Source organism: Pedobacter fastidiosus (genome assembly GCF_014306625.1).
In the GTDB taxonomy this organism is placed as follows: Bacteria; Bacteroidota; Bacteroidia; order Sphingobacteriales; family Sphingobacteriaceae; genus Pedobacter; species Pedobacter fastidiosus.
Genome location: NZ_JACRYL010000018.1, coordinates 61820 through 88224, shown reverse-complemented (window position 1 = coordinate 88224; position 26405 = coordinate 61820). Strand labels below are relative to the sequence as shown.

Below are 26405 nucleotides of genomic sequence, written 5' to 3'. Positions count from 1 at the left end.
GATGAAACCTATCATAAATAAATATTTCGTTGTCGCATTACTTGCCATTATAACTTTTAGTGGCTGTAAAAAGATTTTCGATTTGCCCGATGAGAAAGATTATTTAAGCAATAATGTGAATTTTAGCAATAAAATTCTTGAGCCGATAATTGGCAGAACCAATCTGATAGGTGGCTTTAATAGCGATAATTCAACCAATCCAATCACATTTGAAATTGTAAATGCGAGGTTTGGAGATGGAAAACCCGTAACCGATCTTTTTGCTACAGCACCAACCTATGTTTGGACTGCACCCTACACAGGATTGGAAAAAAGTCTTGCTGAAATTGAAGCCAAAAGAAAAATTGAAACGCATCAGATATTCGAAATGCGTTCTTCTGGAGAATTCATTTTGTGGCCATCTGCAACTAATCAAATATTAAAACCACGCCCAACAGATAGTACTAACTTATCTCAAGATACTCGCTTTTTTGATGTTAAGGTTAAAAATACTGGTGGAGAAAGATTGATTAAGGATTTTCAGATTAGACCTTATAGAGAGCGCCCTTATGAACCATCTAATGACTTTAACGCATTTACAGGTTTGCCTGCTCCTGATCCGAAGTTTCCTTTTGATAAAAAACTTAGAGATTATATCCGCCCTTATTTAAATAACGTAATCGGAGCTACTTCTAACTTAAACTTAGTAAGTAACAATGATAAAAAGGATGCGATTGTTTACATCCGTCCATTAGCCTCTGGAGGCAATGGCCATACGTTACGTATTGTGGTGTTGGGCAAAGATTCGTTACCAATTGATCCTAAGAAGTTTAACGAAACCGTTTGGGCCAAAATGATCCACGGTTTCAATATGCAAATGACAGATAAATATGTTCAATACGATGTGGCCTATCCAATTCCATTGGTCGAAATTCCAACATCGTATGCAACTGGAGGTTCAAGAGCGAAAGTAGAGTTAAGTTATTCTCGATTAGGTTTTGGTGGTGGCCGTACGGTAGCCAATTTCGGGATCGACTTTGCAATTTACAAAGCAGGAGACTGGGAAATAGTATTTTATTTCAAAACAGAGAACCCAAAATTTGCTAACGAATAGTTGATCAATAAAGCTAATATTATGAAAAGAAATATACTTTTATATACATTACTTATTGTATGTATAATATGTGGTACCAATGCCTATTCGCAAGAAAAAAATATTATTGTGAATGGTAGGGTTATCGATAAAGAAACTAAACAGGGGGTTCCGGGTGTTTCTGTTGTTTTGCAAGCTACAAATAAAGGCCTAACTCAAACTAACGGCGACGGTAAATTTTCGGCTAATGTGCCAACCGGAGGAACACTATTATTCAAGTTTTTAGGTTACAATACTGCGTCTGTAAAAATTACCGATCAAACAAATATTACCGTTACAATAAGTGAAGATCGTAAAGATTTGAGTGAGGTTATTATTGTTGCTTATCAAAACAGACCTAAGGAAACCACAGCAGGATCAGTAACTGTATTAACCGGTAAAGATGTATCAGATATACCAGTATCCAATATCGAAACACTTTTACAAGGTAAAGTACCGGGATTAAATATTCAGAACAATACAGGAGCACCAGGTTTCAGGGGTTCAGTTCAAGTTCGTGGTCTTTCTAGCTTAAGCATTTCTGGTAGTGGTAACGATTCGTTTTTGCAACCAACTTCCCCACTATATATTATTGATGGTGTGCCTTTGGATGCAGATAAAGCAGCCGAGTTTGGTTTTCAAACTCAAGGACCAGGTGTTAGCCCACTTTCATTGATCCCTCAAGAAGATATTGAAAATATTCAGATTTTGAAAGATGCACAGGCAACCTCCATGTATGGATCAAGAGGTGCTTATGGAGTAATCATTATTACTACAAAAAGAGGTAACTCAAAAATTCCTCGTATTAAATACGTATCCAATTTCTTTGTTAATGCACCTCCAAAATTACGCGAAACATTAGGCGGTAATTCAGAAAGAGCATTAAAAATTCAGCAAATTATATTAAACGCTCAAAATCTTAACCAAATCAGACAGATTAGTAATACACCTTTTTTGGCAGATAGTTTAAACGCTTACTGGAATAACTCTACCGATTGGCAAGATGTGTTTTATCAAACTACCTATAACCAAAGTCATAACTTGGCTTTAGATGGTGGTGATCAAAAATTCAATTACAAAGCCAATATGGGTTATTATGCCGAAAAGGGTGTAATTAAAAATACAGGTTACAATCGTTATAACTTAAACATGAACATGGAGTTTAAACCGAACGATAAATTTAGATTTTTTGGTTTTGTTAACGGTTCAGTTGGTAAGCAAAATAAAGGTAATGGGGCAGGTTTACTTCAATCTGGTGTAGCCACCAATGGACAGGCATCTACACTTTTGCCTCCACCATCTTTTTATCAAGCATCTGGCGGTGTGTTATCTGCATTACAAACTTTGAACGATAACAACTCCAGAAATTTGCGTACAAATATTGATGCTCGTTACGAATTTATTCCAGGTTTAGCGGCTTCATCTACCTTAAGTTACGATTATACTTCAGATACTGAAACTACATTTACGCCAGCAGCAGCCAATGGTCAGTTTGCAAAACTTTATGATTATTCAGGTAGAAATTTCCAATTGTATAATAGAAACTCAATCACTTATGCTAAAACATTAGGTGAGAAACACAATTTCTTTGTAAATACATTTAATGAGATTTATAAACAAGGCGCACAAGCAACAGCAACGCAACAAGAAAGAATCCCGAACGATCAGCTTCAAGGGCCGGTTGGTTATGATGGTTTTTATTCAAGAGGTGGTGGTGTTTTAAGTAACTATAGAAATGCAACTATTGCATCATTCGCAGGATCATTATCCTATGATTTTGATAAAAAATATGTTGCTGAGTTTTCTTACCGTTTGGATGGTACCTCATCAAGTGGTTTGGAAAATCCATATTCAAAAAACTCATCAGTCGGTTTAAGATGGAATTTCAATAAAGAAAACTGGTTGGTTGATAAAAAATGGTTAGACTATGGTAGTATCAGGTTAACCTGGGGTCAAAATATCGCACCAACGGGTAATCTTCAAAGTATTTATGGTATTTATAACTTAAATGGTAATTTTAACAATACGCAAACCATTGGGATCAACTATGATTTGGTTCCTAATCCATCTTTAAAACCAACAACTACAAGTCAGTATAACCTTGGTTTCGATTTAGGATTTTTTAACAGATTCTCGATTGTGTTTGATACTTACTTTAAAAAGGTTGATAACTTATTGTTCGATCGTTTTTTATCTAATACAACAGGTTTCTCTCGCCTAGCGAGTAACGATTTGGGTATTGCAAATTATGGTACAGAGCTTAGCTTAAATATTAAGGCAATTTCATCAAAAGATTTCGATTTATCTTTCTCTGTTAATGGAGCTTATAACCGAGATGTTTTATTAAAACTTCCTGAAGAATATAACGGACAATACATTCGTTTTGATGGTTCGGCATATTTGCAGCACATTGTTTACCGTGTAGGCAGAAATACTTTATCAAATTATCTACGCATAAACCAAGGTGTGTACGCAACTGATGGCGATGTACCAACTGATCCGGTCACCGGAAAAAGATACCAAACAAATGGTACTTTCTTTAATGCAGGCGATCCAAGGTTGAAAGATGTGAATGGTGATTATATTTTAGATGGTAGAGATTACGAAGTAACAGGAAACTCGCAGCCGTTGTTTACTGGTGGTTTATCATTTACAATGAGATATAAAAACTGGGGCTTAAATGTTTACGCAAGTTATACCGCAGATAGAACTATTTTAAATAATGCATTGGCAGATCGTATTGCTATTATGAGAGATCCATATGCATTAAACGCCGTTGTGCCTTTAAATGATTTGAATATCTGGATGAAACCAGGCGACGATGCAAAATACCCATACCCTTATGATTATAGCCGTTATGGAGCTGTTCAGCCATTAAGAGCCGATCAAACTTTGTGGCAGGAAAGTGGTTCTTACTTGAAAATTAACAACTTAACCCTTTCTTATATGTTCGATAAGAAGTTAATTCGCCGATTTGGACTAGCCAATTTAAGAGTATTTGGTTCAACCAATAACTTAATTACATTCTCTAAATACAGCGGTCCGAATCCAGAAAACGTAACCACTTTAGGTCGCGATATTTCTAACGGATACCCTGTACCACGTACTTATAATATTGGTTTAAACTTAGAACTTAATACAGGCAACTAAAAAATATTATTATGAAAAAAGTTATCATTTATACTTTAGTTATTGCAGCATCATTTTGCTTGCCTGCATGTAAAAAGTTTTTAAACGTACAGCCTTTAGATAAATTAACGGGAAATAATTTTTTCCAATCGAAAGAAGATGTTGTTGCCAATATTTATGATTTATCGAGAATTGCTTTCGGTAAAATGAACGAAACACATTATGTTGGTGCTGTTGGAGAATATAGATCTGGCGAGGTTTTACATGAAAGTCAGGCAGATTTAGCGCCAGCACGTGAGTTTGTAGAATACCTTGGCAGAAACGATATATTAGGTTTGATTAGAGGTGGGCAGCCTTGGGACTTTTACAATTTTGGTAGAATAACAGATTGGAATGGCTATTATCAAGTAATACAAGGTGCTAATATCTTAATTTCAAAATTAGATGAAGGTATTCCCGGAATATCTGATTCAGAGAAAGGACAGTTCAAAGCCGAAGCAGCCTTTATTCGCTCACTTTGCTATTTCACAATGGTAAGGTTATATGGAGATGTTGTTTATTATACTGATGCATTTCATTCGACTGCATTACCTCGCGAAAACTTTGTTTCGGTATTAAATAAATGTATCGCTGATTTAAATACCTACAAAAGCCAAATTCCATTTACTTATGCAGACCCTGCATTGAAAGGTGTGAGAGCTAATAGAGGTAGTATTATTGCCTTAATGATGGAAATGAACATGTGGAATGCAGGTTTCGATGGAGCCAATGCAAATAAATACAATCAGGCCACAGCAGATTTGGGTAAAGAATTAGTGGGTAGTAATGCTTATAGATTATTACCACTTACCGAATGGGCATCAGTTATTAAAGGCCGCTCGGATGAAAGCTTATTTGAGTTTTACCAAAGTATTAACTATGGTGATGCAGTTTTGAACGTTGCGCCAATTGCAGATATGTTTTTGCATTATCCATACAAAAGACCAGAATATACACACCGTGTAAGCTTTGCCTATTATAGAGGTGAATACATGCAGAAGATTTTTCAAGATGCGAGTGATAAGAGAATAGCAACTTGGTTTAACGAAGATATTTTTACAGATAACGGAAAGTTTATGATGTTGAAATTTGCAAAAAACTCTTTCATTACTGGTGAGGAAGATGCTAACCCAGATAATACCTTCATGATTTTTAGATATGGAGGCGAATTATTGTTGTATGCCGAAGCACTTGCAAACTTAGGTCAAGATGCTGAAGCAATAACAATGGTTAACAAAGTAAGAGATCGTGCACAGGCATCAAAATATAGTGGTGGCGGTGGTAACGAATTAAAAGATTTTATCTTCTTCGAAAGATCTAGAGAACTTATTGGTGAAGGGCATCATTATTTCGATTTGGTAAGAACTAAACGCATTCTGAGTAGCCAGTGGAGTTATAATGTGCTTACAGCAGATAAATTTAGTCGTGGTGCTTGGACCTGGCCAATTAGCTCTAATGCGTTAAACAACAACCCGTACATGAAATTGAATGATTATTGGGTTAATGGTGGTAATTAAAATATTATAATAAAAGATATATGAAAAAGCTAATTTTTGCTTGTGCTGCTTTACTGCTAATATTAAATGCTTGCAAACGAGATGAATATTACCGTGATGGTGGTTTGGCAGATCCTAATTTTCAAGGTAACATGCTTCAGTATTTACAATCTAAAAAAGTTCCTTTTGATACTGTAGCCAAAATTGTAAAACTAGCAGGCATGGAAAGTGAATTTACAAAAGATGATTTTACATTTTTTGCATTTGATGACGATGTAATTAAAAGAACAATAGGAACCCTTAAAACTGGAGGTTTAAATAATTTTCTATTTTATTCTGGTAAGGATACTGTTAAAACGCTAGATCAGATTAGCCCCGTAATTTGGAAAAAATATTTACAACGCTATATGTTTAAAGGTGTAAACAAACTTAAGGATTACCAACAAATTGATTTTGATGTTAAAAGCGTTTATCCTGGTGGTTTATACTATTCATTAGGTGGTAATATTTCTAATATTGGTGTAACCTATGCTACGGCAAATAATATTAAATATATAGGTTATCGCCAGTTGGTTTTAACTTACATACCTGATGCTTCAAAACCAAATGATAATTGGTTAAGTAATCCGGTAGCATCGTCTGATATTAAACCTACAAATGGTGTGGTACATACTTTAGCCTATAATGGTGGGTACTTTGGATTTGCGACATTCGATTTTTTTAGTGATGTGTATTACACTGGTTTAACCCCTTCTAATCCGTCAAATTAAAACCTAATTAGGTTTACCTTAAGAAATTAAAAAAATGAAAAAAATTAAATACATACTCGCAATAATTGCCTTACTAGCTTTTAGCTTTCAAGGATGTAAAAAGGCAGAAGAAGCACTTCCAGATCCTTATGCAGATGCAAAATCACCACTTGGTGTGGCCATTGCCCAAACTGATGTTCCAGTACCTGCAATTGGTATTGTTGGTACAACAGTAACGATAAAGGCGACTGGTTTCGATAAGTATAAAGATCAATTGAGCTTTATGTTTAACGGCGAAAAGGCCGAAGTTGTTAGTGTTACCGCAACCGCAATTACGGTGAAAGTACCAGCTTCTGGTAGTACAGGTGTAACCTCAATTTCCATAGGTGATCAGTTATTTATAGGCCCACTTTTTACCGTAACCGGTCTTATACAAGTCGATCCAACTTTCAAAGCTACAGCAGGAACCAATGGTTACGTAAGTCAGGTTTATGAAATGGTTGACGGTAGAGATTTAATTCTAGGTAATTTTACAAATTATGACAACAAAGGTGGCGTTGTTCCTATTAACAGAATAGCCAGAACATCAGCTGATGGAGAGTACGACCGTACCTTCCGTACTGGAAAAGGTTCGAATGGGGGCTTATCAAGGGTGTTAGAAATTGGTGGTCGTTTTATTATTGTTGGTGGTTTTAGCGGCTTTAATCAACGCACAGAAAACATAAGTAACATTACTAGTTTATTTACAAGCGGTGCCATTGATACAATCAAAATTCAAACTAAAAAGAAACCTACATTAACCGATACCGTTACTCAAAAATGGTTTCCTAAATTTAACGGTGGAACCAATGGTTATATTAATCGTGTATATGCGCATCAAGGAAAAATTTTAGCAACAGGCGATTTTAGGTACTATGTTAAGAGAACATACGATAAATTTAATTACGATTTCTCAAGAGATACCGTTATATTAGATAGTACTGAAATTCGTCAGGTTGTGCGCTTTAATTTAGACGGTAGTTTGGATAAAACCTTCCGTTTTAATACCGCAACCAACAAGGGAAAAGAGGGTGCCAATGGACCAATTGATAGTTATATGCACACAGATGCAGATAAGTTAGAAAAATTGGTGGTGTTTGGTGCTTTCAATACTTTTGATGGTCAACCCGCTAGTCGAATCGTTAGATTAAATTCGGATGGAAGCATCGATCCAACGTTTACCCCAGGTACTGGAGCAGATAATACCATAGGCTCATGTACGTATAATGCAACAACAAAAAAATATGTAATCACAGGTAACTTCACCCAGTACAATGGTAAAGTAGCAATTGGTATTGCGGTTTTAAATGATAATGGAACACTAGATGAATCATTTGTTTCTAAATCATTTGAAGGTGGGCAAGCTAGTTTTGCAAAACAACTTACTAATGGATTAATTGTAGTCAGCGGTTATTTTAAGAAATACAATAACATAACCAGAAATGGTTTTATGGTATTAACTCCAACAGGAAGCTTGGCTTCAGGTTATAATTCAACTGGTCCATTTAATGGTAGCCTATCTGATGTAATTGAAACCAAATCGGCTGATGGAAAAAAAGCACTATTGTTGATTGGTGGTTTTGATCGCTTTGATAATCAACCATTATACAACATTATTAGAGTTACCATCGAATAATAGATTAAGCTAACCAAAATATAAATTAAGATGAGCATGATGAAAAAATATAAATTATTGATTGGCTTAATCGCAACAATAATCACCACGGCCATATTTTCTTGCAATAAAGATTTCGATAGAACAATTGGAGATAAGAATGCAAGTGATACCACAACTGTAAAGTTTGGAAACCGAAAGGTTTTGTACCTAATTGTTGATGGAGCGAGAGGCCAATCGGTTTTGGATGCAAACACGCCAAATATAGATGCGATTTTGCCAAACTCTATATACAGTTGGGTGGGATTAAGTGATCCTGCATCTACAGCAAATGCAACCAATTGGGCAAATATGCTAACTGGTGTAAAGAAAGAGAAGCATAAAATTATAGATGATGCCTTAACAAATAATAACTTACAGAATTATCCAATTATATTTAAAAGGATAAAAGAAACAAGCGCAAAATCAAAAATTGTTACCTACACCTCATCAACGGTATTTAAATCTTTAACAACAGGAGCAGACATTAGTAATCTACTAGCTGATGATGATGCTGTTAAAGCTGCCGTTGTAACCAATCTTACAAGCGATACAGCATCTGTTGTAGTTGGTCATTTTACTGGCGTTAATGCAGCAGGTGCAGCATCTGGATATGATATTTCTTTTCCTGCCTACAAAACCGCTATCGAAAAATTTGATACTTCAGTTGGTGATATCTTGGCAGCATTAAAAAAGCGTCCTACCTATAATAATGAGCAATGGTTAGTTGTTATTGCATCAAGTGCTGGTGGTCAGTTTACTTTACCTGCTAATGCAGATGATCAAACTATTTTCAGTCAGCCTAAAGCAAATTCATTTGTAATTTATTATGCTCCAACCTATAGAAAACGAATCATCACTAAACCTTTTACTGGAAATAGATATTTAGGTAAAACCATTCGCTTCAAAGGGCAGGATGTAAGAGCACAGGTTGATGCAGTAGACGCAAACGTTTATAATATCGAAGATACCACAAAAATGACCATCGAACTTAAAGTTAAAAAGAACGAAGACAAATTTTTCTGGCCAAGTGTATTGGGTAAACGTAACGAATGGTCGGGTGGCCATCCGAGCGTGGGTTGGGTAATCTATTTAGAAGATGCGTATTGGTACTTTGAATGGAGAGGCACTAAAGATGGTGATTATCATCAATGTAGAGGCGCAAATATTGATAAGGGAAAATGGGCAACATTATCTGTAAAATTAGAAGTACGTAACGGACAAAGATTTATTCGTACCTACACTAATGGATCATATAATAACGAGGTAGAAATTACAGGTTCTGGTTCTTTAGCGAATTCAAATCCTTTAAAATTAGGTTTCTTAAATGGAAATGGACATGGTGAACCAGATGTTTATGTAAGTGATATTCGTTATTTCAAATTTGCTGTTCCTGATGGAGTAATTGCAAACTACGCATGTCAAACCTCAATTGATCAAAGTCACCCTTACTTTAATTTCTTGGTAGGTTACTGGCCAGCTACTGATGGAAATGGCAATATTATGGCAGATTTGAGCTCGCAAGGACATGATTTTAAATTTCAAGGCGCTTATTCTTGGGAAAGTTTTAACGATTTAATTTGCCCGCCAGCACCAGAAACACTAGCTGTATTTGTTCCTCAAACATCTGATATACCAGCACAGATTATAAACTGGTTAAAGATTGCCAATAAACAAACCTGGGGATTGGATGGCCGAGTTTGGTTAGATCAATAATAGAATAACTGATAATTTAAAATATCATAAAATGAAAAAAATTATATACATCGCATTACTAAGTTTAACCATCATAGGTGTTTATTCTTGTCGTAAATCGCAGATAGACGATTTAGCTTTGCCAGATGCAGCTAGTAGAAGCATTACTGGTGAAGGTATTGTTGCTGGGAATGTTTCCATTGATAACGAATATGTTAAAGTTCCATTTAAAATTTCGTTAACTGGAGTTGCTGAAGAAGCTTTTCAGGTGGGTTTAACTTTAAATAACGACACAGTTACCCAATTAATTAACAATGGAACATTAACAAATGCAATCCTGATGCCATCGGCTGCAGTAGAATATCCAAACGTAATTAATGTTGCTTATGGAACCGATAACAGTGAAGGAATTGCTATTGTTCGTAGATCTGTATTGGAGCGTAACTATGGTAAAAAAATTGTTTTTGCATTAAAGCTCTCGGCCCCGGGTAAAGGGAATAAAATCGCTCCAGGAAAATCGACCATCTTGGTGATTATTAACACATCCGATTTGTTAAAACCTACTGACTTGCACTATTTAACATTAAATGGTGGCGGTACTTATAATGTTGTATATCAAGGAAACTACATTGTAGGGCCGGCTGGAGTAACCATTCCGTTAGTGGTTAGTTTAGATAATCAACCCTCATCAGCTTTCACAATAAAAATTAGAGATAATGTAGATACCATTGCCACTTTGGTTGGTAAGGGAACTTTGCCTGCAGATGCAATCCATTTAGCAGCTAAGGATTACACGCTTGATACTGTAGTTCGATTTGCTACAGGTGCATCAAGCGCTATTGTTAGGCTTCAAATTCCGTGGCCAGTTTTCGATGCAAATATCATCGCAAATAAGAAATTTGCATTCTCTTTAAATATTCAACAATCAACAAACCATGTAATTCACCCAACAAAAAGTAAGTTAATCGTCGTGGTAGATCCTAACGTAAACTTGGATAATAACTCATATATCACAGGAAATGGCACTGGCTTAAGAGCTAAATACTATACCAATACACAATTAGATCCCGATGATGGACGTGCACCATTTGCGACCAGAATTGATGAGCAAATTAATTTTAGTGGAGATGGTTGGCCAGACGGTGTTAAAAACACTGCGGGCGTTCAATTAAGTAGAGATAATTATGCTTCTAGGTGGACTGGTGAGTTTTTAGCACCGGTTCGTGGAACTTATACTTTTTACCAAACCCGTTGGGATGATGGTGCTCGATTATATGTAAATGGAGTAGAATTAGTTAATGATTATAATACCACTTGGGATAAGGATTACAGAAAGGGAACTATAGTTTTAGAACGTGGCAAACGCTATAAAATAGAGGCACATCACCGAGAAAATGTTGGTGGCCAGCAAGCTTATCTAGAAATTGAAGTGCCAAATATTTTGTCAAAAAGAGTAATACCAAAATCTCAATTATTCCCAGCACCTTAAATATTAATTAGATATGAAAAATAACGTAAAAAGATTATTCGGTATCCTATCACTATTAATACTTATTGTAATTACAACAGTAAAGTGTAAGAAGGATACAGTAGAAGAGGTTCAAGTTATTGATGAACCTAAGCCAACGGCGGGTTTTGATTATACGGTAACGAGTCCGACAAAGTTTTTGGAATACCAGTTTACAGGATCATCTACAAACTATACGAGTTTATTGTGGCAGTTTGGTGATGACAGTACATCAGTAGCCGTTAGCCCAAAACACGTATATCGTTTTCCTGGCAAGTATAAAGTTACCCTAACCACTAGAAACAGCCAGGGTTACTCTGCCGCTAAAGAGGTGTTGTTAAATATTGTAGATCCTAATTTCGATCCAACAAAAATTGGAGAAAACTTTATTCAAACTATTGGTGGCAAATACTCTGTTAACTTAGAGGCAGGTGCAGGTCCAGATTCTAATGAAGGTTCTAAAAAAATGGTAGATGGTGACACTAAAACCAAATTTTTACAGGCTGGTTTCGATGGTACACAAAAATGTACCTTCGAGCTTAATACGCCACAAGTTGTTGGTGCATATACTTTAACATCAGGAAATGATGGCGAAGATAGAGATCCAAGATATTGGATTTTACAGGGCTCATTAGATGGAATTCAGTACACAGATTTACACACGGTAACAGTTTGCCCTTGGCCAAATTCTGGTGAGAGAAATGTAACCAAAAAATACTATTTCGATAACTTTATTGCTTATAAATTCTATAGGATTTATTTTAAAGCCAATAGGGGTAGTCGATTGTTCCAATTATCAGAATGGACAATTAATAAAAAACAACCTTAATTAACGTTTGGTTTAACATCCAATTTGAGATACATGGAGCATTAGCTCCATGTATTTTTTTTGATTATTAAATAGCTCAAATTTGTTTTTCCATATCAATAATGAGATGACAAATCTTCCATGCCATTCAAAACAAATAATCAAGGTTTTAAGAATTTAAAGCTTATAATAAATAAATAATTTATACTTTAGTAAAACGTTTAACTAGCTCAATTGCTGTTAAAAACCAAATATCAATCTTCACAGAACACACATTATGAACAAAACCAAAACCATTAAACTTTTAGGCATGTTAGGATGCTTACTGTTAGGAAGTATGGTACATGCTCAAGACCGAAAGGCCCCAGCTTATCCCCTAATTACACACAACCCAAATTTTAGCATCTGGTCTACAACCGATAATTTAACCGAAAGCTCAACCCAACATTGGACAGGTGCCGATCATTCGCTTTTAGGAATGATTAATGTTGATGGTAACATTTACCGCTTTTTAGGTAAAGAAACCGTTAGCTATAAAACAGTTCTTGCAACTTCTGATGAAAAGGAATATCAAGTTAAATATTCAATGACAGAACCTCAGGGCGATTGGAAAGCCTTAAATTATAATGCGGATGGCTGGAAAACTGGTTCAGCACCAATAGGTGATGATCCAAAAAACGTTAAAACTTTATGGAAATCGCATGATATTTGGGTAAGAAGATCGTTCAATATTGCAAATCCTACCTCAATTAGCGAATTGTTCTTAAAGATTAATCATGATGATAATATTGAAGTATTTTTAAACGGAAAGAAAGTTTATACCAAAGAAGGTTGGACAAGTAGTTTCCAATATATTGCATTAAGTAACAGTGATAAAAATGCACTAAAGGCTGGCAATAATGTCATTGTAATTCATTTATTGAATACAGCTGGTGGTCGTTTTCTTGATTTTGGCTTAGCAAATAAAGTAAAAGACAACGCACAGAAAGTGCAGTTGGCAAAACAGAAAAGTGTAGATCTAAATGCTACTCAAACCATCTATAACTTTACATGCGGTAAGGTAGATTTAAAATTAACTTTCACTTCGCCATTATTGCTTAAAGATTTGGGAATATTAGCAAGGCCAGTTTCTTATGTCTCTTATCAGGTAAATGCGAATGATGGTAAAACACATCAAGTAAAAGTTTTCTTAAGCGCATCATCAAGCATAGCGGTTTTTAGACCAACACAAGCGGTTACGGCTACAAAATATGCAACAGCTCAATTATCAGTTCTAAAAACGGGTACCGTAGAACAGCCAATCCTGCAAAAAGCAAGTGATGATATGCGAATTGATTGGGGTTATTTTTATGTTGCAGCGCCAAAAGCAAGTAACAGTATTCAGTTTGTAACTACAGAAAAAGATGCTGCGGATGCCTTTAGAAATGGAAATTCTGCCTCAACAGCTAAGCAAGGCAAAATGCTGGCGCTTAATACAGTTGTTCCTTTCGGTTCAGTTGGGAAATCTCCTGTAGAAAAATTTGTTGAGTTGGGCTATGATGAAATTTACTCAGTTCAATACTTTAAACAAAATTTAAGGCCATGGTGGAATACTTCAGGTAAAGAAACTATGGAAGGGCAGTTAACCGATGCTGCCACAGATTATAAATCAGTAATTGCAAAATGCGAAGAATTTAACAGATCATTATATTCTGATGCCTTAAAATCTGGCGGTAAAGAATATGCAGATCTTTGTGTTTTGGCTTATCGCCAAAGTATTGCAGCACATACCTTAGTTAAAAGCCCACAAGGTGAAATTTTATGGTTATCAAAAGAAAACAATAGTGGAGGTTTTATCAATACCGTTGATGTTACTTATCCATCAGCACCACTATACTTAATTTACAATCCTCAATTGCTTCAGGGCATGTTAAACGGAATTTTCTATTTCAGTGAAAGTGGTAAATATCCTCACCCTTGGGCAGCACACGATTTAGGAACTTATCCTTTAGCCAACGGACAAACCTACGGCGAACCAATGCCGGTTGAAGAATCTGGAAACATGATTATTTTAACTGCAGCAATTGTTAAAGCTCAAGGTAATGGCGCTTACGCAAAAGAACACTGGAAAACATTAACCACTTGGGTAGATTATTTAACCAAAGAAGGCTTAGATCCAAAAACTCAATTGTGTACAGATGATTTTGCTGGTCACTTGGCCCGTAATGCAAACTTATCGGTAAAGGCAATTGTAGGGATTGCCTGCTATGCGCAAATGGCCGAAACTTTGGGTTATACTGATGTTGCTAAACAATATAGAGCAATTGCAGAAAGCATGGTTCCAAAATGGATCGATATGGCTGAAGCTGGCGATCATTATGCCTTAACTTTTGATGATAAAAATACCTGGAGCCAAAAATATAACTTGGTTTGGGATAAAGTTTTAGGTTTAAATTTATTTCCTCAGAAAATTTATGATACAGAAACCAAATATTATTTAACCAAGCAAAACAAATTTGGATTGCCATTAGATAGCAGAAAGGCATATACCAAAAACGACTGGATTTTATGGACAGCTACTTTTGCTCCAACTCAAAAAGATTTTGAAGCCATTATCCATCCTGTTTATAAACATGCAATTGAAACAGATTCTAGAGTGCCTTTGAATGATTTTTATGATTCAAATACGGGGATTCGTGATAACTTTAAGGCAAGAAGTGTTGTGGGTGGCTTTTACATGAAAATGTTGAGAGACAAACTATCAAAATAATTATTTACCCCAATAAATAACGATTTAGGCTCTGCATTTATGTGGAGCCTTTGTTGTTTATAACACTCTACAACTCAAGTTAAAACTCAAATTCGAGTTGGTTACTTTCTGCATTTTCGATAGCCAAATGATCATAAAAACGAGAAAGCGTTATTCCAAGTAAGCGCACTTTTGTGAAACCGATGTCTGCCTCTTCTAAAAGTTTTATGGCTTCTGTATAAATTTCATCAGCCTTATAAATGGGGAAAGCAAAAGATCTGCTTCTTGTAATCTGCTTAAAGTCTTCAAACTTAATTTTTAAGGTTACTGTTTTGCCTTTCAGGTTGTGTTTTTCGAGTCGTTTAGCTACAGTTTCGCTAATCTGCTGTAATAGGCTGTGCATCACCGAATCATCGTTCGTATCTTCAGAAAGAGTGTCTTCTGCACCAACAGATTTGGTTTCTCTATTTGACTGAACAGGTCTTTCGTCGATTCCACGAACAACTTTGTAATAGAACTTACCCGATTTTCCAAATTGAGCAATCAATTGTGATTCATTCAATTTCTTTAAATCGGCACCCGTAATAATCTGCATCGATTTCATCCTTGCAGCGGTAACCTTGCCAATTCCAAAGAATTTTTCAACAGGAAGTTTTTCCATAAAGGCCTTTATTTTTGATGGACCGATAAAAGTCAAACCATCAGGCTTATTCATATCTGAAGCTATTTTGGCTACGAATTTGTTTATCGATACACCTGCCGAAGCGGTTAAATTAAGTTCATTTTTAATGGCATCTTTAATCGATTTTGCAATGTCAATCGCTGATCCTATTCCGAGCTTATCCTCCGTAACGTCTAAATAAGCTTCGTCTAAAGATAAGGGTTCGATTAGATCGGTGTAACGATGAAAAATTTCTCTAATTGCTTTTGAAACTGCAGTGTAAGCATCAAATCGAGGATAAACAAAAATCGCAGTAGGGCAGAGTTGATAAGCTTTACTGCAAGACATTGCCGATTTAATTCCATATTGCCGAGCTTCATAACTGGCTGTGGCCACAACCCCTCTACTATCGGGCTTGCCCCCAACAACTATAGGCTTTCCACGGTATTCAGGAAAATCACGTTGCTCTACCGATGCATAAAATGCATCCATATCAATATGAATTATTTTTCTTAATAAAGGTGAATTTTCTTCAGACATTAAATTTTCAACACTTATTAAATGGTTTAAAGATTAAAATGAATCCATTCAAAACTAAAATCAATTTTATCTGTCTATCTGTGGTTAATCGGATTTTAAATTTCGGGATTTTTATCATGATTATTGAATTAGATTTATTTCTTTACAATATATGGAAAGAGCAATACGCTATTATAAAAACGCAAAAGGAGAATGGTATGCCGATATACCGGAATGGGCTGGTGATTTAGAGAATTTGCAAATGGTAGAAGGTGCAGATACTCTACTAGAGTAGGTTGCTAAATCTGAAGATGAATGCAAACTTTTTATGGCTGATGAGCGACTAGATGAGGCCGAAATGCTCACCTTAACTTATGTTAGAGAAGAAAATTTAGGCGGCGGCGGTGATTATCTTTTAGAAACCTACAAAGGAGATTTAAAAAATCATAAACTTTGGCTATGCGGAGTAACTGAATTTGTTTTTAAGCATTTGCCCGAAAGAATATATTTTAGAGAGGTTTAATTTGAAGATGTATTTTACGCATATAAACTTCAATCCACAGGAGCAATGGAATTAATTTAAAAGGAAATCCACTTTATTTAATAACGAATCCATTTCAAAGGGCTTTTCCATAAAATCGTTTGCACCAGCATCCAGCGCAGATTGTTTTATATCTCTACTTGCAGAAATCATTAAAACAGGAATTTCTCTATATTCTGGATTGCTCTTTAATTGCCTGCAAATATCCCTGCCATCGTAACCACTCATCCAAATATCAAGAAGAATTAAATCTGGCTTATTTTTTACTGCATCAATTACGGTTCCGCCATCGTAAGTATATTCTACTTCATAACCCATAACTTCTAATATCATCGTAACTGCATCGACAATACCTTCATCATCATCGGCGATGAGTATTTTTTTGTTTTTCATTCTTTGTAGTCCTAGAAGTTTGCCATATCTAAAACAAATATGATTAATAGTATACACGTATTAATACTGATTACGTGCTTTTTGTTTTAAAATAAAATTTTATTTAAAAATACTGCATTAAAAAAGATGATTGGCTTTTATAAAATGTTAATATAAGCAAATAGAACACTTTTTTTAGAAATTTTATAGTTTATATTTACAGCGTAATTTCAAACTAATTAGTGTAATTAGCCAAAATGGACAGTATTAATATAAAGAAATTAGCCAAAGCGTTAAATTTATCAACGTCTACAATTTCTAGGGCTTTTAGGGATAATAGCGACATTAGTGTGGCTACCAAAGAGCGCATACTCGCCAAGGCAAAGGAATTAAACTACCAGCCCAACCATTACGCCAGCAATTTAAGAGAGCAAAAAAGTAAAACCATTGCTGTTATTGTTCCAGAGTTGGCTAATAATTATTTCTCACAAGCCATCCATGGAATAGAACGTGTAGCAAGAGAAAATGGTTACCACATTTTAATTTATGTTACTGATGATGATTACAAAAAAGAAGTAACCTTTATTCGTCATTTACATAACGGGAGGGCCGATGGCATAATAATGTCGGTTTCTGGTGAAGCTAATGATCATAATTATCTAAATAAATTTGGTGCAAAACGTTTGCCACTGGTTTTCTTTGACCGAATTTATGAGGATATAGAAACACCGAGAGTAATCACTAATGATTATAATAGTAGCTTTTTGGCAACTGAGCATTTAATAGAACAAGGTTGCAAACGTGTTGCTTATTTAGTAGTGAACAAAAGCTTATCAATTGGAAAAACAAGGATGCAGGGTTACATAGATGCACTTGCTAAGCATAGAATTCCGTTTGAGGAAAACCTGATTGTTGATTGTAGCAATAGCTATGAAGAGAATAGTATAATTATTAAGCAAGCCCTAAAAGAGCTAAAACCAGATGGCGTTTTTACATCCGTAGAACGTTTGGCTTTCGCCACCTATTATGCCTGCTACGATTTGAACATTAGCATTCCGAATGACTTGAAGGTGATCAGTTTTTCGAGCTTGGAAATCGCACCCTTATTAAACCCATCATTAACTACAATTACCCAGCCAGCCACGGAGATAGGCGAACAAGCGGCCAAATTATTGTTTACCATTCTGGATGATCACGCTGATAAAAACCTGCCTAGAGAGATTGTTTTGGAATCTAAAATTATCAGGAGAAACTCCACCTCAAAACACCCTAAAAAGCCGTAAAAAACAACCTCGTTTTTTGCCGTCAAAATCTCAAAAAAAATCTCTACTTAGTGTAAAATACGCAGAATTTATGATAATTTTCGGGAACGTTCCCGAAAACCAGACCGATTTTGCTTCTTTTTTTTCGGGAACGTTCCCGAAAAATCGATAAAAATAGGCTTAGTGTAAAAATTACACTTTATTTTAATATTTTATAATTTTAATATATTGATTTACAAGTAATTAAAAATTAATAATTTATATTATGAGATTTCGATGATGCATTAAAATCCAGAAAAGTAGGCGAATTTATAGCCTCAAGTTTTACTTAAAAATATATTTTTTAAATATATTTTGAAATCTCATTAAGTGCTGTAAATTAGGCCTATGTGTAAATCACTATAATATTTAACCAAATTTTTATACTTTAAAGAGCTTCTAATATGAAAGTATTTTACCTGTTAAAACAGGGGCTTTTGGTGCTGTTAGTTTTTGCAGCACTAATCGTAAAAGCACAAACCGGATCAATATCTGGTAAAGTGCTTGATGAAACTGGCCAACCCTTACCTGGTGCTTCCGTTTTTGTAAAAGGAACAACCAGAAGTACATCAACGGATGTAAACGGTAATTTTAAACTTGCCGGCTTATCAAATGGTTCAGTAACCTTATCTGCAAGTTTTATCGGTTATCAAACCTTAGAGAAAGCAGTAAGCGTTACAGCAAATGCAACAGCTAATTTTCAATTGGTACCCGATGCACAAAAACTTAACGAAGTTGTTGTAATCGGTTATGGTACTGCAGAAAAGAAAAACCTAACGGGATCTATCACAACAGTTTCCTCAAAAGATTTCCAAAAAGGTGCAATTACAACGCCTGAACAATTAATTCAAGGCAAGATTGCTGGGGTAAACATCATTTCTAACAGCGGTCAACCTGGTGTTGGAAGTACAATTCGTATTCGCGGTGGTGCTTCTCTTAATGCAAGTAACGATCCATTAGTTGTTATTGATGGTGTTCCTTTTAGTGGAAATACTATTGATAATGCACCAAGTCCACTTTCGTTAATTAACCCTAATGATATTGAGACATTCACGGTTTTAAAAGATGCAAACGCAACCGCAATTTATGGTTCCAGAGCATCTAATGGTGTAATTTTAATCACCACCAAAAAGGGTGGCACTGGAGCACCAGTAATTAACTTCAGCACAAACAATTCAATTGCAACAGTCATTAAAAAAGTAGATGTGCTTTCTGCAGATCAAGTTCGTGCTTATGTAAACGCTAACGGCAGTGCTAGTCAAAAAGCATTATTAGGTACAGCAAGTACAGATTGGCAAGATGAAATTTATCAACGAGCTTTTACTACGGATAACAATTTGAGTATTGCAGGTTCATTTAAAGGTGTTCCATATCGTGTTTCTGCTGGTTATTTAGATCAAGATGGTTTGTTAATAACTGATAAATTAAAACGTGGAACAGGGTCAATTACCTTATCACCAAGATTATTTAAAGATCATTTAAAAATCGATTTGAACTTAAAGGGATCATTAACGGATTCGCATTTTGCAAATGGTGGTGCTATTGGTTCAGCAATTCAGTTTGATCCAACTCAGCCTGTTTATGCTCAGAATAAATATGGCAATTATTACGAATGGACACAAGGTACTGGTGCTGATATGGTTCCAAATCCTAATTCTCCTCGTAATCCTGTAGGTTTAATTGAATTGCAAAATAACAATGGCCATGCGGCTAGAAGTGTTGGTAATGCTAAATTTGATTATTCTTTCCATTTCTTACCAGAATTGCATGCAAACTTAAATGTAGGTTATGATGTATCTAAAGGTTATGGCGCTATTAGTGTACCTACTTTTGCCGCACAAGCAGCTTCTACTAAAGGATCTTTTTCTCGTGCACTTAAAACAGAAAACGATAAGTTCTCTGAGTTTTACTTGAATTATGCACATACTGTAGAAAGTATTAGAAGTAGATTCGATGCAACGGCTGGTTACGGTTATTATGATAACGCAACTACTAGTTTCAATTTCACCAATTATACGGGCACAGGTGTTGCGTTAGTAACTCCAGTTTTCCCTTTTTCTGTTGAGCGTAACAAATTGCTCTCTTATTATGGAAGATTTGTTTACACGTTAGCTGATAAATATATTTTATCTGGTACGATGCGTGCCGATGCTTCCTCTAAATTTGCTGAAAACAATCGTTGGGGGTACTTTCCTTCAGCTGGTTTTACATGGAGAATTATTGGCGAAAATTTCTTGAAGGATAGCAAAGTAATATCAGACTTAAAATTAAGATTAAGTTATGGCGAGACAGGTAATAAGGATGGTGCTGATATTGGTAACTATAATTACTTATCGAAATATTATGCCAATTCTAATACCGGTCAATATCAAATTGGTAATACTTTCTACAATTACTATGCACCTGCAGGTTATGACCCAGATTTGAGATGGGAAACCACCACCACTTATAACGCAGGTTTAGATTTTGGTTTCTTAAAAGGAAGATTGTACGGAAGTTTAGATGTGTATTATAAGAAAACAAAAGATTTGTTAAGTAAAATCACTATTCCAGTAGGTACAAACTTTAGCAATGAATTAGTAACCAATGTAGGTAATATGGATGTTAGAGGTGCTGAGGCAAGCTTAAACTTCACCGCCATTAAAAATGACAACATTACTTGGGATTTTGGAGTAAATGCCGCCTATAACAAAAGAAAGGTTACAAATTTAACTTTAAACCCGAGCTCTGGATTTAAGGTTGATGCTGGGGATATAACTGGAGGAACGGGCGTACACTTAAAGTATAATGCTGTTAATCAAGTTCCAGGATCATATTTTGTTTACAAACAAGTTTATGATGGATCTGGTAAACCGCTTGAAGGTATTTACGCAGATTTAAATGGCGATGGTGCAATTACAACAGATGATCAATATTTTTATAAATCTCCTGATCCAAATTTTACGTTTGGTTTTAATACAGCGTTCACTTATAAAAAATGGACAATCAATACAGTTTTAAGAGCTAATCTTGGGAACTATGTTTACGACAACGTTGCATCAAACTTTGGTATCAAATCAAATATTTTAACATCAGTTGGCGTACTAAATAATGCCAGTAGTGATTTATTAAATACAGGTTTTACAGCTACGCAATATTTAAGCGATTATTACATCAAGAATGCATCGTTTCTTAAAATGGATAATCTAGGCCTGGCTTATAACATCGGTAAATTATCTAAAAGTGGAAATACAACCATGCGTATTTCTGCAAACTGCCAAAATGTTTTTGTCGTATCTAAGTACAAAGGGCTTGATCCAGAATTAGTTTCAGGTATTGATTACAATTTATACCCAAGACCAAGAACATATACTTTAGGTTTAAACGTTGGTTTTTAATTAAAATATAGAAATGAAAAACTCATTTAAAACAATATTAACATCAGCAGTTTTAATGCTGTCGTTAAACTCTTGTAAAAAAGAGGCATTAAACTTACTTCCAACAAATGATCTTACAGAGAGTATAGTATATGCTACCCCTGCAGGTTATAAACAGGAATTAGTAAGGTTATATGCAAATTATGCATTAACAAGTCCATCAGGATCTGATAATAGTGATGTTGGTGGTTTAAACTCTGGTTTTGCAGATTTTTTAAGGTTATTCTGGACGAGTCAAGAATTAACTACTGATGAAGCTGTGTGTAACTGGGGAGATACTGGTATTCCCGAACTTGATAACTCTACTTGGTCTACCGATAACCAATTTTTAAGAGGATTATACTCTCGAAGTATTTCGCAAATCACTTTGGTTAACGAATATCTGCGTCAAAGTACGCCAGATCAATTGGCAACTCGCGGAATAACTGGCGCTGATGCAACTAACGTTTTGCGTTACCGTGCCGAAGCTCGTTTTTTACGTGCTTATCAATATTGGGTATTGTTGGATGCTTTTGGTAATCCACCTTTCGTAACTGAAACTGATTTAATTGGCAAGGTAAATCCTAAACAAATTCAAAGAGCAGCTTTATTTGCTTATGTAGAATCAGAACTGAAAGCAATTGAACCTGATTTGGCAGATGCTCGTACAAACGAATATGGCCGTGCAGATAAAGGTGCAGATTGGGCATTATTAGCGAGGTTATATTTGAATGCACAGGTTTACACTGGCACTGCAAAATATACTGAAGCAATTACGTATTCAAGTAAAGTTATCGGAGCTAGTTATTCTTTAAAAACTAACTATAAAGATTTGTTCTTAGCTGATAACAACCTAAATAATACCGAAAACATTTTAACTATTAATTATGATGGTGTAAATGGAACAAATTACGGTGGTACAACTTTTCTAATCAATGCAATGGTTTATACTGCGGCAGATGCTGCTGGTATGGTTTCTACTGCTTATGGGGTACCTAACGGTGGATGGGCTGGAAATCGTACCCGCCAAAATCTTCCTGCTTTGTTTCCAGATGCTAACGGAACTTTAGATAAACGTGGAATTTTTGCAGGACCCAAAGCAACAATAGATGCTATTGATGCACCAAACGACGGACTTAAAGTAACTAAATTTAAAAATGTTACTTCAACAGGCGCAACTCCAGCATCATTAAATGGAACATTCAGCTCATTAGATTTTGCTTTGTTCCGTTTAGCTGAACAGTATTTAATCTATGGAGAAGCTGTTGCAAGAGGTGGTTCTGGTGGTACCGCTGCCCAAGCATTATTATATGTTAATGCTTTACGCCAACGTGCTTACGGCAATACGAATGGAAATGTTTCATTAGCAGCTTTAACAACAGATTTTTATTTAGATGAGCGTGGAAGAGAATTATATTGGGAAGGTCATCGCCGTACAGATTTAGTACGTTATGGCAAATTTACAGGTTCTACTTATTTATGGCCCTTTAAAGGTGGTGTAAAAGCTGGAACAAGCGTACCTGCTTACCGCAACTTATACCCAATTCCAAATGCAGATTTGATTGCAAATCCGAACTTGGTTCAAAATACAGGTTATTAATCTTAATATTTTAAAAGATGAAATCAATATTTTTAAAATCCTTAGCGCTTGGTTTAATAACCTTGTCGCTTTGGTCTTGCAAAAAAGAGGAAACTCAAACCATTTCAAATGTTAGTCCAACAGGTAATTTAACCGCTTCTGCAACAGCATTAAGCTTGGTGCAATCAAACGGGGCTAAACCAGCTTTAACATTTACATATCCACTTTCTACATCAACAGGATATGTGGTTCCAGTTGCAACAAGCTTGCAGTTTGATTTAAAAGGAAATAATTTTACTACAGCTAAAGAATTTGTAGTAAGCAGCACATCATATTCTCCTACAGTTAACGATTTTAATACCATGTTACTAGCACTAGGTGCTAAAATTGGTACCTCAGCTCAAATTGAAGTTAGATTAAAATCAGGCGCTGCAGCAAATGCAATAACCTATTCAAATGTTATCACTTTAACTGCAACACCATATTTGGCCTCAGCTTGGATTTATGTTCCAGGAAATTACCAAGGTTGGAATCCAGCAACTGCTGATAGTTTAGTTTCATTATCAAGTAATGGGGTTTACACCGGTATTATTAAATTTGATGGTAGTGCTTTTAAAATTACACCTGCTAAAAAATGGGATGTAGCTTATGGCGATGCAGGTTCAGGAACAATTAGTACATCTGGTGGAGACATCAGTTCAATATCAGCTGAATTTAAACTATTAACAGTAGATTTAAATAAGAAAACATATACAATAGCTAAAGCTGATTATTGGTCTGTTGTTGGTAGTGCAACTCCAGCAGGATGGCCTCCAGGTTCTGGTCCTTATAATGAATTAGATATGAAATTCATTAATGATGGAAAAAACAGCTGGACAGTTACAACTGCTTTAACAGCTGGAGAACTTAAATTCAGATTAAATCACGATTGGGCCGTAAGTATTGGCGAGGGTTCAGGAAATATCGTAATTTCTACAGCAGGTACTTATAAGCTAACTTTAACGGTTAACGCTGACGGTAAAACAGGAACATACACTGCAGTTAAACAATAATCATTAACTAAAATAGCCCTGTAAGAATCGATAAGATTTTTGCAGGGTTTTTTAAAATCATTTCAAAGGTTTAGCATGATCAAATCCCTTAATCAAATCCCATCGTTTTTCGTATCTCCTTCAAAGTTTAATGCTCAAACTCAATTCAAGGTAAAATCTTTCGATGTTACCGGAATAAAAAAGATCTTCATTACCCTAACTATACTTTTAACGAGTATAAATCTCTTTGCCCAAAAGCTAGAGCGTGTAGAACCAATGTTTTGGTTTGTGGGTATGCACAATCCTAAATTGCAATTGTTGGTTCATGGCGAAAACATTTCTAAAGCTACAATTGCCTTAACTTATCCAGGGGTAAAACTTGTTAAAGTAAACAAAGTTGAAAATCCTAATTACCTATTTTTAGATCTTGAAATCTCACCATTGACAAAAGCGGGAACGTTCCCAATTAACTTTTTACTCAACGGGAAAAAGATCTTCAATTATACTTACCAATTAAAAAATCGTGATAAAAGCGCAGGCAGAATTCAAGGGGTAACCCAAAAAGATTTTATTTACCTTTTAATGCCCGATCGCTTTTCCAATGGTGATAAAAATAATGATGTTGTTAAAGGGTTAGCTGAAACTGAATTAAATCGCGATAGTATGTATTATCGCCACGGCGGTGATATTCAAGGTGTTATTAATCATTTGGATTACCTTAAAGATTTAGGTGTAACCACGGTTTGGATGACGCCTGAAGTTGAAAACGATATGCCTCATGCATCTTATCATGGTTATGCCGTTACTGATCATTATAAAATTGATCCTCGTTATGGAACAAACGAACTTTACAAAAAATATGTAGAAGCTGTTCATGCAAAGGGTATGAAGGTAATTAAAGATATTGTACATAATCATGTAGGTACAGGACATTGGTTTTATAAAGATTTGCCAATGAAAAACTGGCTTAACCAATGGCCAAAATATACCCAAACGAGCTATCGCGATCAAACCGTTATGGATCCGCATGCGTCTGCTGCAGATCGTAAACAAATGTTGGATGGTTGGTTTGTGCCTTCCATGCCCGATTTAAATCAGACTAATCCATATGTTCAAAATTATTTAACCCAAAACCATATCTGGTGGATAGAATATGCAGGTATCGATGGACTTCGTTTAGATACTTATGGTTACAACGATCCTGTTTACATGGCAGATTGGGCTTTGAAAGTTCAGGCAGAATTTCCTCATTTATCTGTTTTTGGCGAAACATTGGTAACTGCGGTTGCAAATCAAGCTTTCTTTACTGGAGGAAATACGGTAAATCGTGGCTTTAATACCCATCTTCAAGGCATTACAGACGCAACTTTGAAAGATGCAATTTACGAAGGCATCAACGGAAAAAATGGCTGGGTAGATGGGATCAACCGTTTATACGCAACTTTGGCTCACGATTTTCTTTATAAAAACCCGAATACCAATTGCATCTTTTTGGATAATCATGATATGAGTCGCTTTTACTCTATGGTTGGCGAAGACTTTGATAAATATAAAATGGGCATGTCTATTTTATTAACCATGCGTGGTATTCCCGAGATGTATTACGGAACAGAAATTTTGATGAAAAACTTTTCAAATCCAGATGGTTTAATTCGTTCTGATTTTCCGGGTGGATGGGATGGTGATAAAAAAGATAAGTTTGTTGCAGATGGGAGAACAAACAAAGAAAATGAAGCCTTCAATTTCGTAAAGGCCTTAGCAACTTTCCGTAAAAATAGCCCAGCCTTGCAAACTGGAAAGTTAATGCAATTTGTTCCTCAAGATGATATTTATGTTTACTTCCGTTATAATACTGAAGCAAAAGGCACTGTAATGGTTGTGGTAAATAATACCGAAAAGGATAAAACTTTAGCCACAGATCGGTTTGCGGAAAGAACAGAAGGTATTACAAGCGCAAAAAATGTAATTTCTGGAGCGCAATTATCATTCAAAGAAATTAATGTGCCAGCAAAAACAACCTTAGTTTTAGAATTAAATTAAACATTCATTGC

The 26405-nt window shown here is 35.5% G+C and carries 16 protein-coding genes and 1 pseudogene; 15 read left to right on the top strand and 2 right to left on the bottom strand.

The features are described from left to right. Position 1: 1 nt before the first annotated feature. The 9 genes from H7U22_RS17960 to H7U22_RS17920 all read left to right on the top strand — a co-directional run bounded on the left by H7U22_RS17960 (position 2) and on the right by H7U22_RS17920 (position 14976). Positions 2–1093 (top strand): DUF5007 domain-containing protein, encoded by a 1092-nt coding sequence (locus tag H7U22_RS17960; RefSeq protein WP_187072723.1) that lies wholly within the window; start codon positions 2–4, stop codon positions 1091–1093. Positions 1094–1114: 21 nt separating this feature from the next. Then, the gene (locus tag H7U22_RS17955; RefSeq protein ID WP_187072722.1) at positions 1115–4261 is read left to right on the top strand and encodes a SusC/RagA family TonB-linked outer membrane protein; all 3147 of its coding nucleotides are present in this window, start codon (positions 1115–1117) and stop codon (positions 4259–4261) included. Positions 4262–4272: 11 nt separating this feature from the next. Beyond that, positions 4273–5796 (top strand): RagB/SusD family nutrient uptake outer membrane protein, encoded by a 1524-nt coding sequence (locus H7U22_RS17950; protein ID WP_187072721.1) that lies wholly within the window; start codon positions 4273–4275, stop codon positions 5794–5796. 20 nt (positions 5797–5816) lie between these two features. Next, on the top strand, positions 5817–6545 hold the full coding sequence (locus H7U22_RS17945; RefSeq protein ID WP_187072720.1) for a hypothetical protein: 729 nt from the start codon (positions 5817–5819) through the stop codon (positions 6543–6545). A gap of 34 nt (positions 6546–6579) precedes the next feature. Further along, positions 6580–8199 (top strand): DUF5008 domain-containing protein, encoded by a 1620-nt coding sequence (locus H7U22_RS17940; protein ID WP_187072719.1) that lies wholly within the window; start codon positions 6580–6582, stop codon positions 8197–8199. Between the two features lie 30 nt (positions 8200–8229). Then, positions 8230–9933: an alkaline phosphatase family protein gene (locus tag H7U22_RS17935; protein ID WP_222621895.1), complete on the top strand. Its 1704-nt coding sequence runs from the start codon at positions 8230–8232 to the stop codon at positions 9931–9933. Between the two features lie 31 nt (positions 9934–9964). Then, entirely contained in the window at positions 9965–11401 is a 1437-nt protein-coding gene (locus tag H7U22_RS17930) for a PA14 domain-containing protein (protein WP_187072717.1), read from the top strand. Between the two features lie 13 nt (positions 11402–11414). Further along, complete coding sequence (locus H7U22_RS17925; protein ID WP_187072716.1) at positions 11415–12248, top strand: PKD domain-containing protein; 834 nt, start codon at positions 11415–11417, stop codon at positions 12246–12248. 256 nt (positions 12249–12504) lie between these two features. Next, positions 12505–14976 carry a glutaminase family protein gene (locus H7U22_RS17920; RefSeq protein ID WP_187072715.1) on the top strand — a complete coding sequence of 824 codons (2472 nt, stop codon included), beginning with the start codon at positions 12505–12507 and terminating at the stop codon, positions 14974–14976. Between the two features lie 79 nt (positions 14977–15055). Here H7U22_RS17920 and dinB read toward each other — a convergent pair whose 3' ends face one another. Next, positions 15056–16156, bottom strand: coding sequence for a DNA polymerase IV (dinB, locus tag H7U22_RS17915; protein WP_187072714.1), 1101 nt, complete (start codon positions 16154–16156; stop codon positions 15056–15058). Between the two features lie 151 nt (positions 16157–16307). Between dinB and H7U22_RS23425 the strand changes: the two are divergent. Beyond that, a pseudogene (locus H7U22_RS23425) lies at positions 16308–16658 on the top strand (DUF6717 family protein). A gap of 51 nt (positions 16659–16709) precedes the next feature. Here the strand turns inward: H7U22_RS23425 and H7U22_RS17905 are convergent. Beyond that, a complete protein-coding gene (locus H7U22_RS17905; protein WP_187072712.1) occupies positions 16710–17069 on the bottom strand; it encodes a response regulator in 360 nt (119 codons plus the stop codon). A gap of 236 nt (positions 17070–17305) precedes the next feature. Between H7U22_RS17905 and H7U22_RS17900 the strand changes: the two genes are divergently transcribed. The 5 genes from H7U22_RS17900 to H7U22_RS17880 all read left to right on the top strand — a co-directional run bounded on the left by H7U22_RS17900 (position 17306) and on the right by H7U22_RS17880 (position 26394). Beyond that, positions 17306–18331: a LacI family DNA-binding transcriptional regulator gene (locus H7U22_RS17900; protein WP_187072711.1), complete on the top strand. Its 1026-nt coding sequence runs from the start codon at positions 17306–17308 to the stop codon at positions 18329–18331. A 422-nt stretch (positions 18332–18753) separates the two neighbouring features. After that, the gene (locus H7U22_RS17895; protein WP_187072710.1) at positions 18754–21726 is read left to right on the top strand and encodes a SusC/RagA family TonB-linked outer membrane protein; all 2973 of its coding nucleotides are present in this window, start codon (positions 18754–18756) and stop codon (positions 21724–21726) included. Positions 21727–21739: 13 nt separating this feature from the next. Beyond that, positions 21740–23344, top strand: a complete 1605-nt coding sequence (locus tag H7U22_RS17890) for a RagB/SusD family nutrient uptake outer membrane protein (RefSeq protein WP_187072709.1) — start codon at positions 21740–21742, stop codon at positions 23342–23344. 17 nt (positions 23345–23361) lie between these two features. Next, positions 23362–24375 carry a SusE domain-containing protein gene (locus H7U22_RS17885; protein WP_187072708.1) on the top strand — a complete coding sequence of 338 codons (1014 nt, stop codon included), beginning with the start codon at positions 23362–23364 and terminating at the stop codon, positions 24373–24375. A 75-nt stretch (positions 24376–24450) separates the two neighbouring features. Then, on the top strand, positions 24451–26394 hold the full coding sequence (locus H7U22_RS17880; RefSeq protein ID WP_187072707.1) for a glycoside hydrolase family 13 protein: 1944 nt from the start codon (positions 24451–24453) through the stop codon (positions 26392–26394). The last annotated feature ends 11 nt before the right edge of the window (positions 26395–26405 follow it).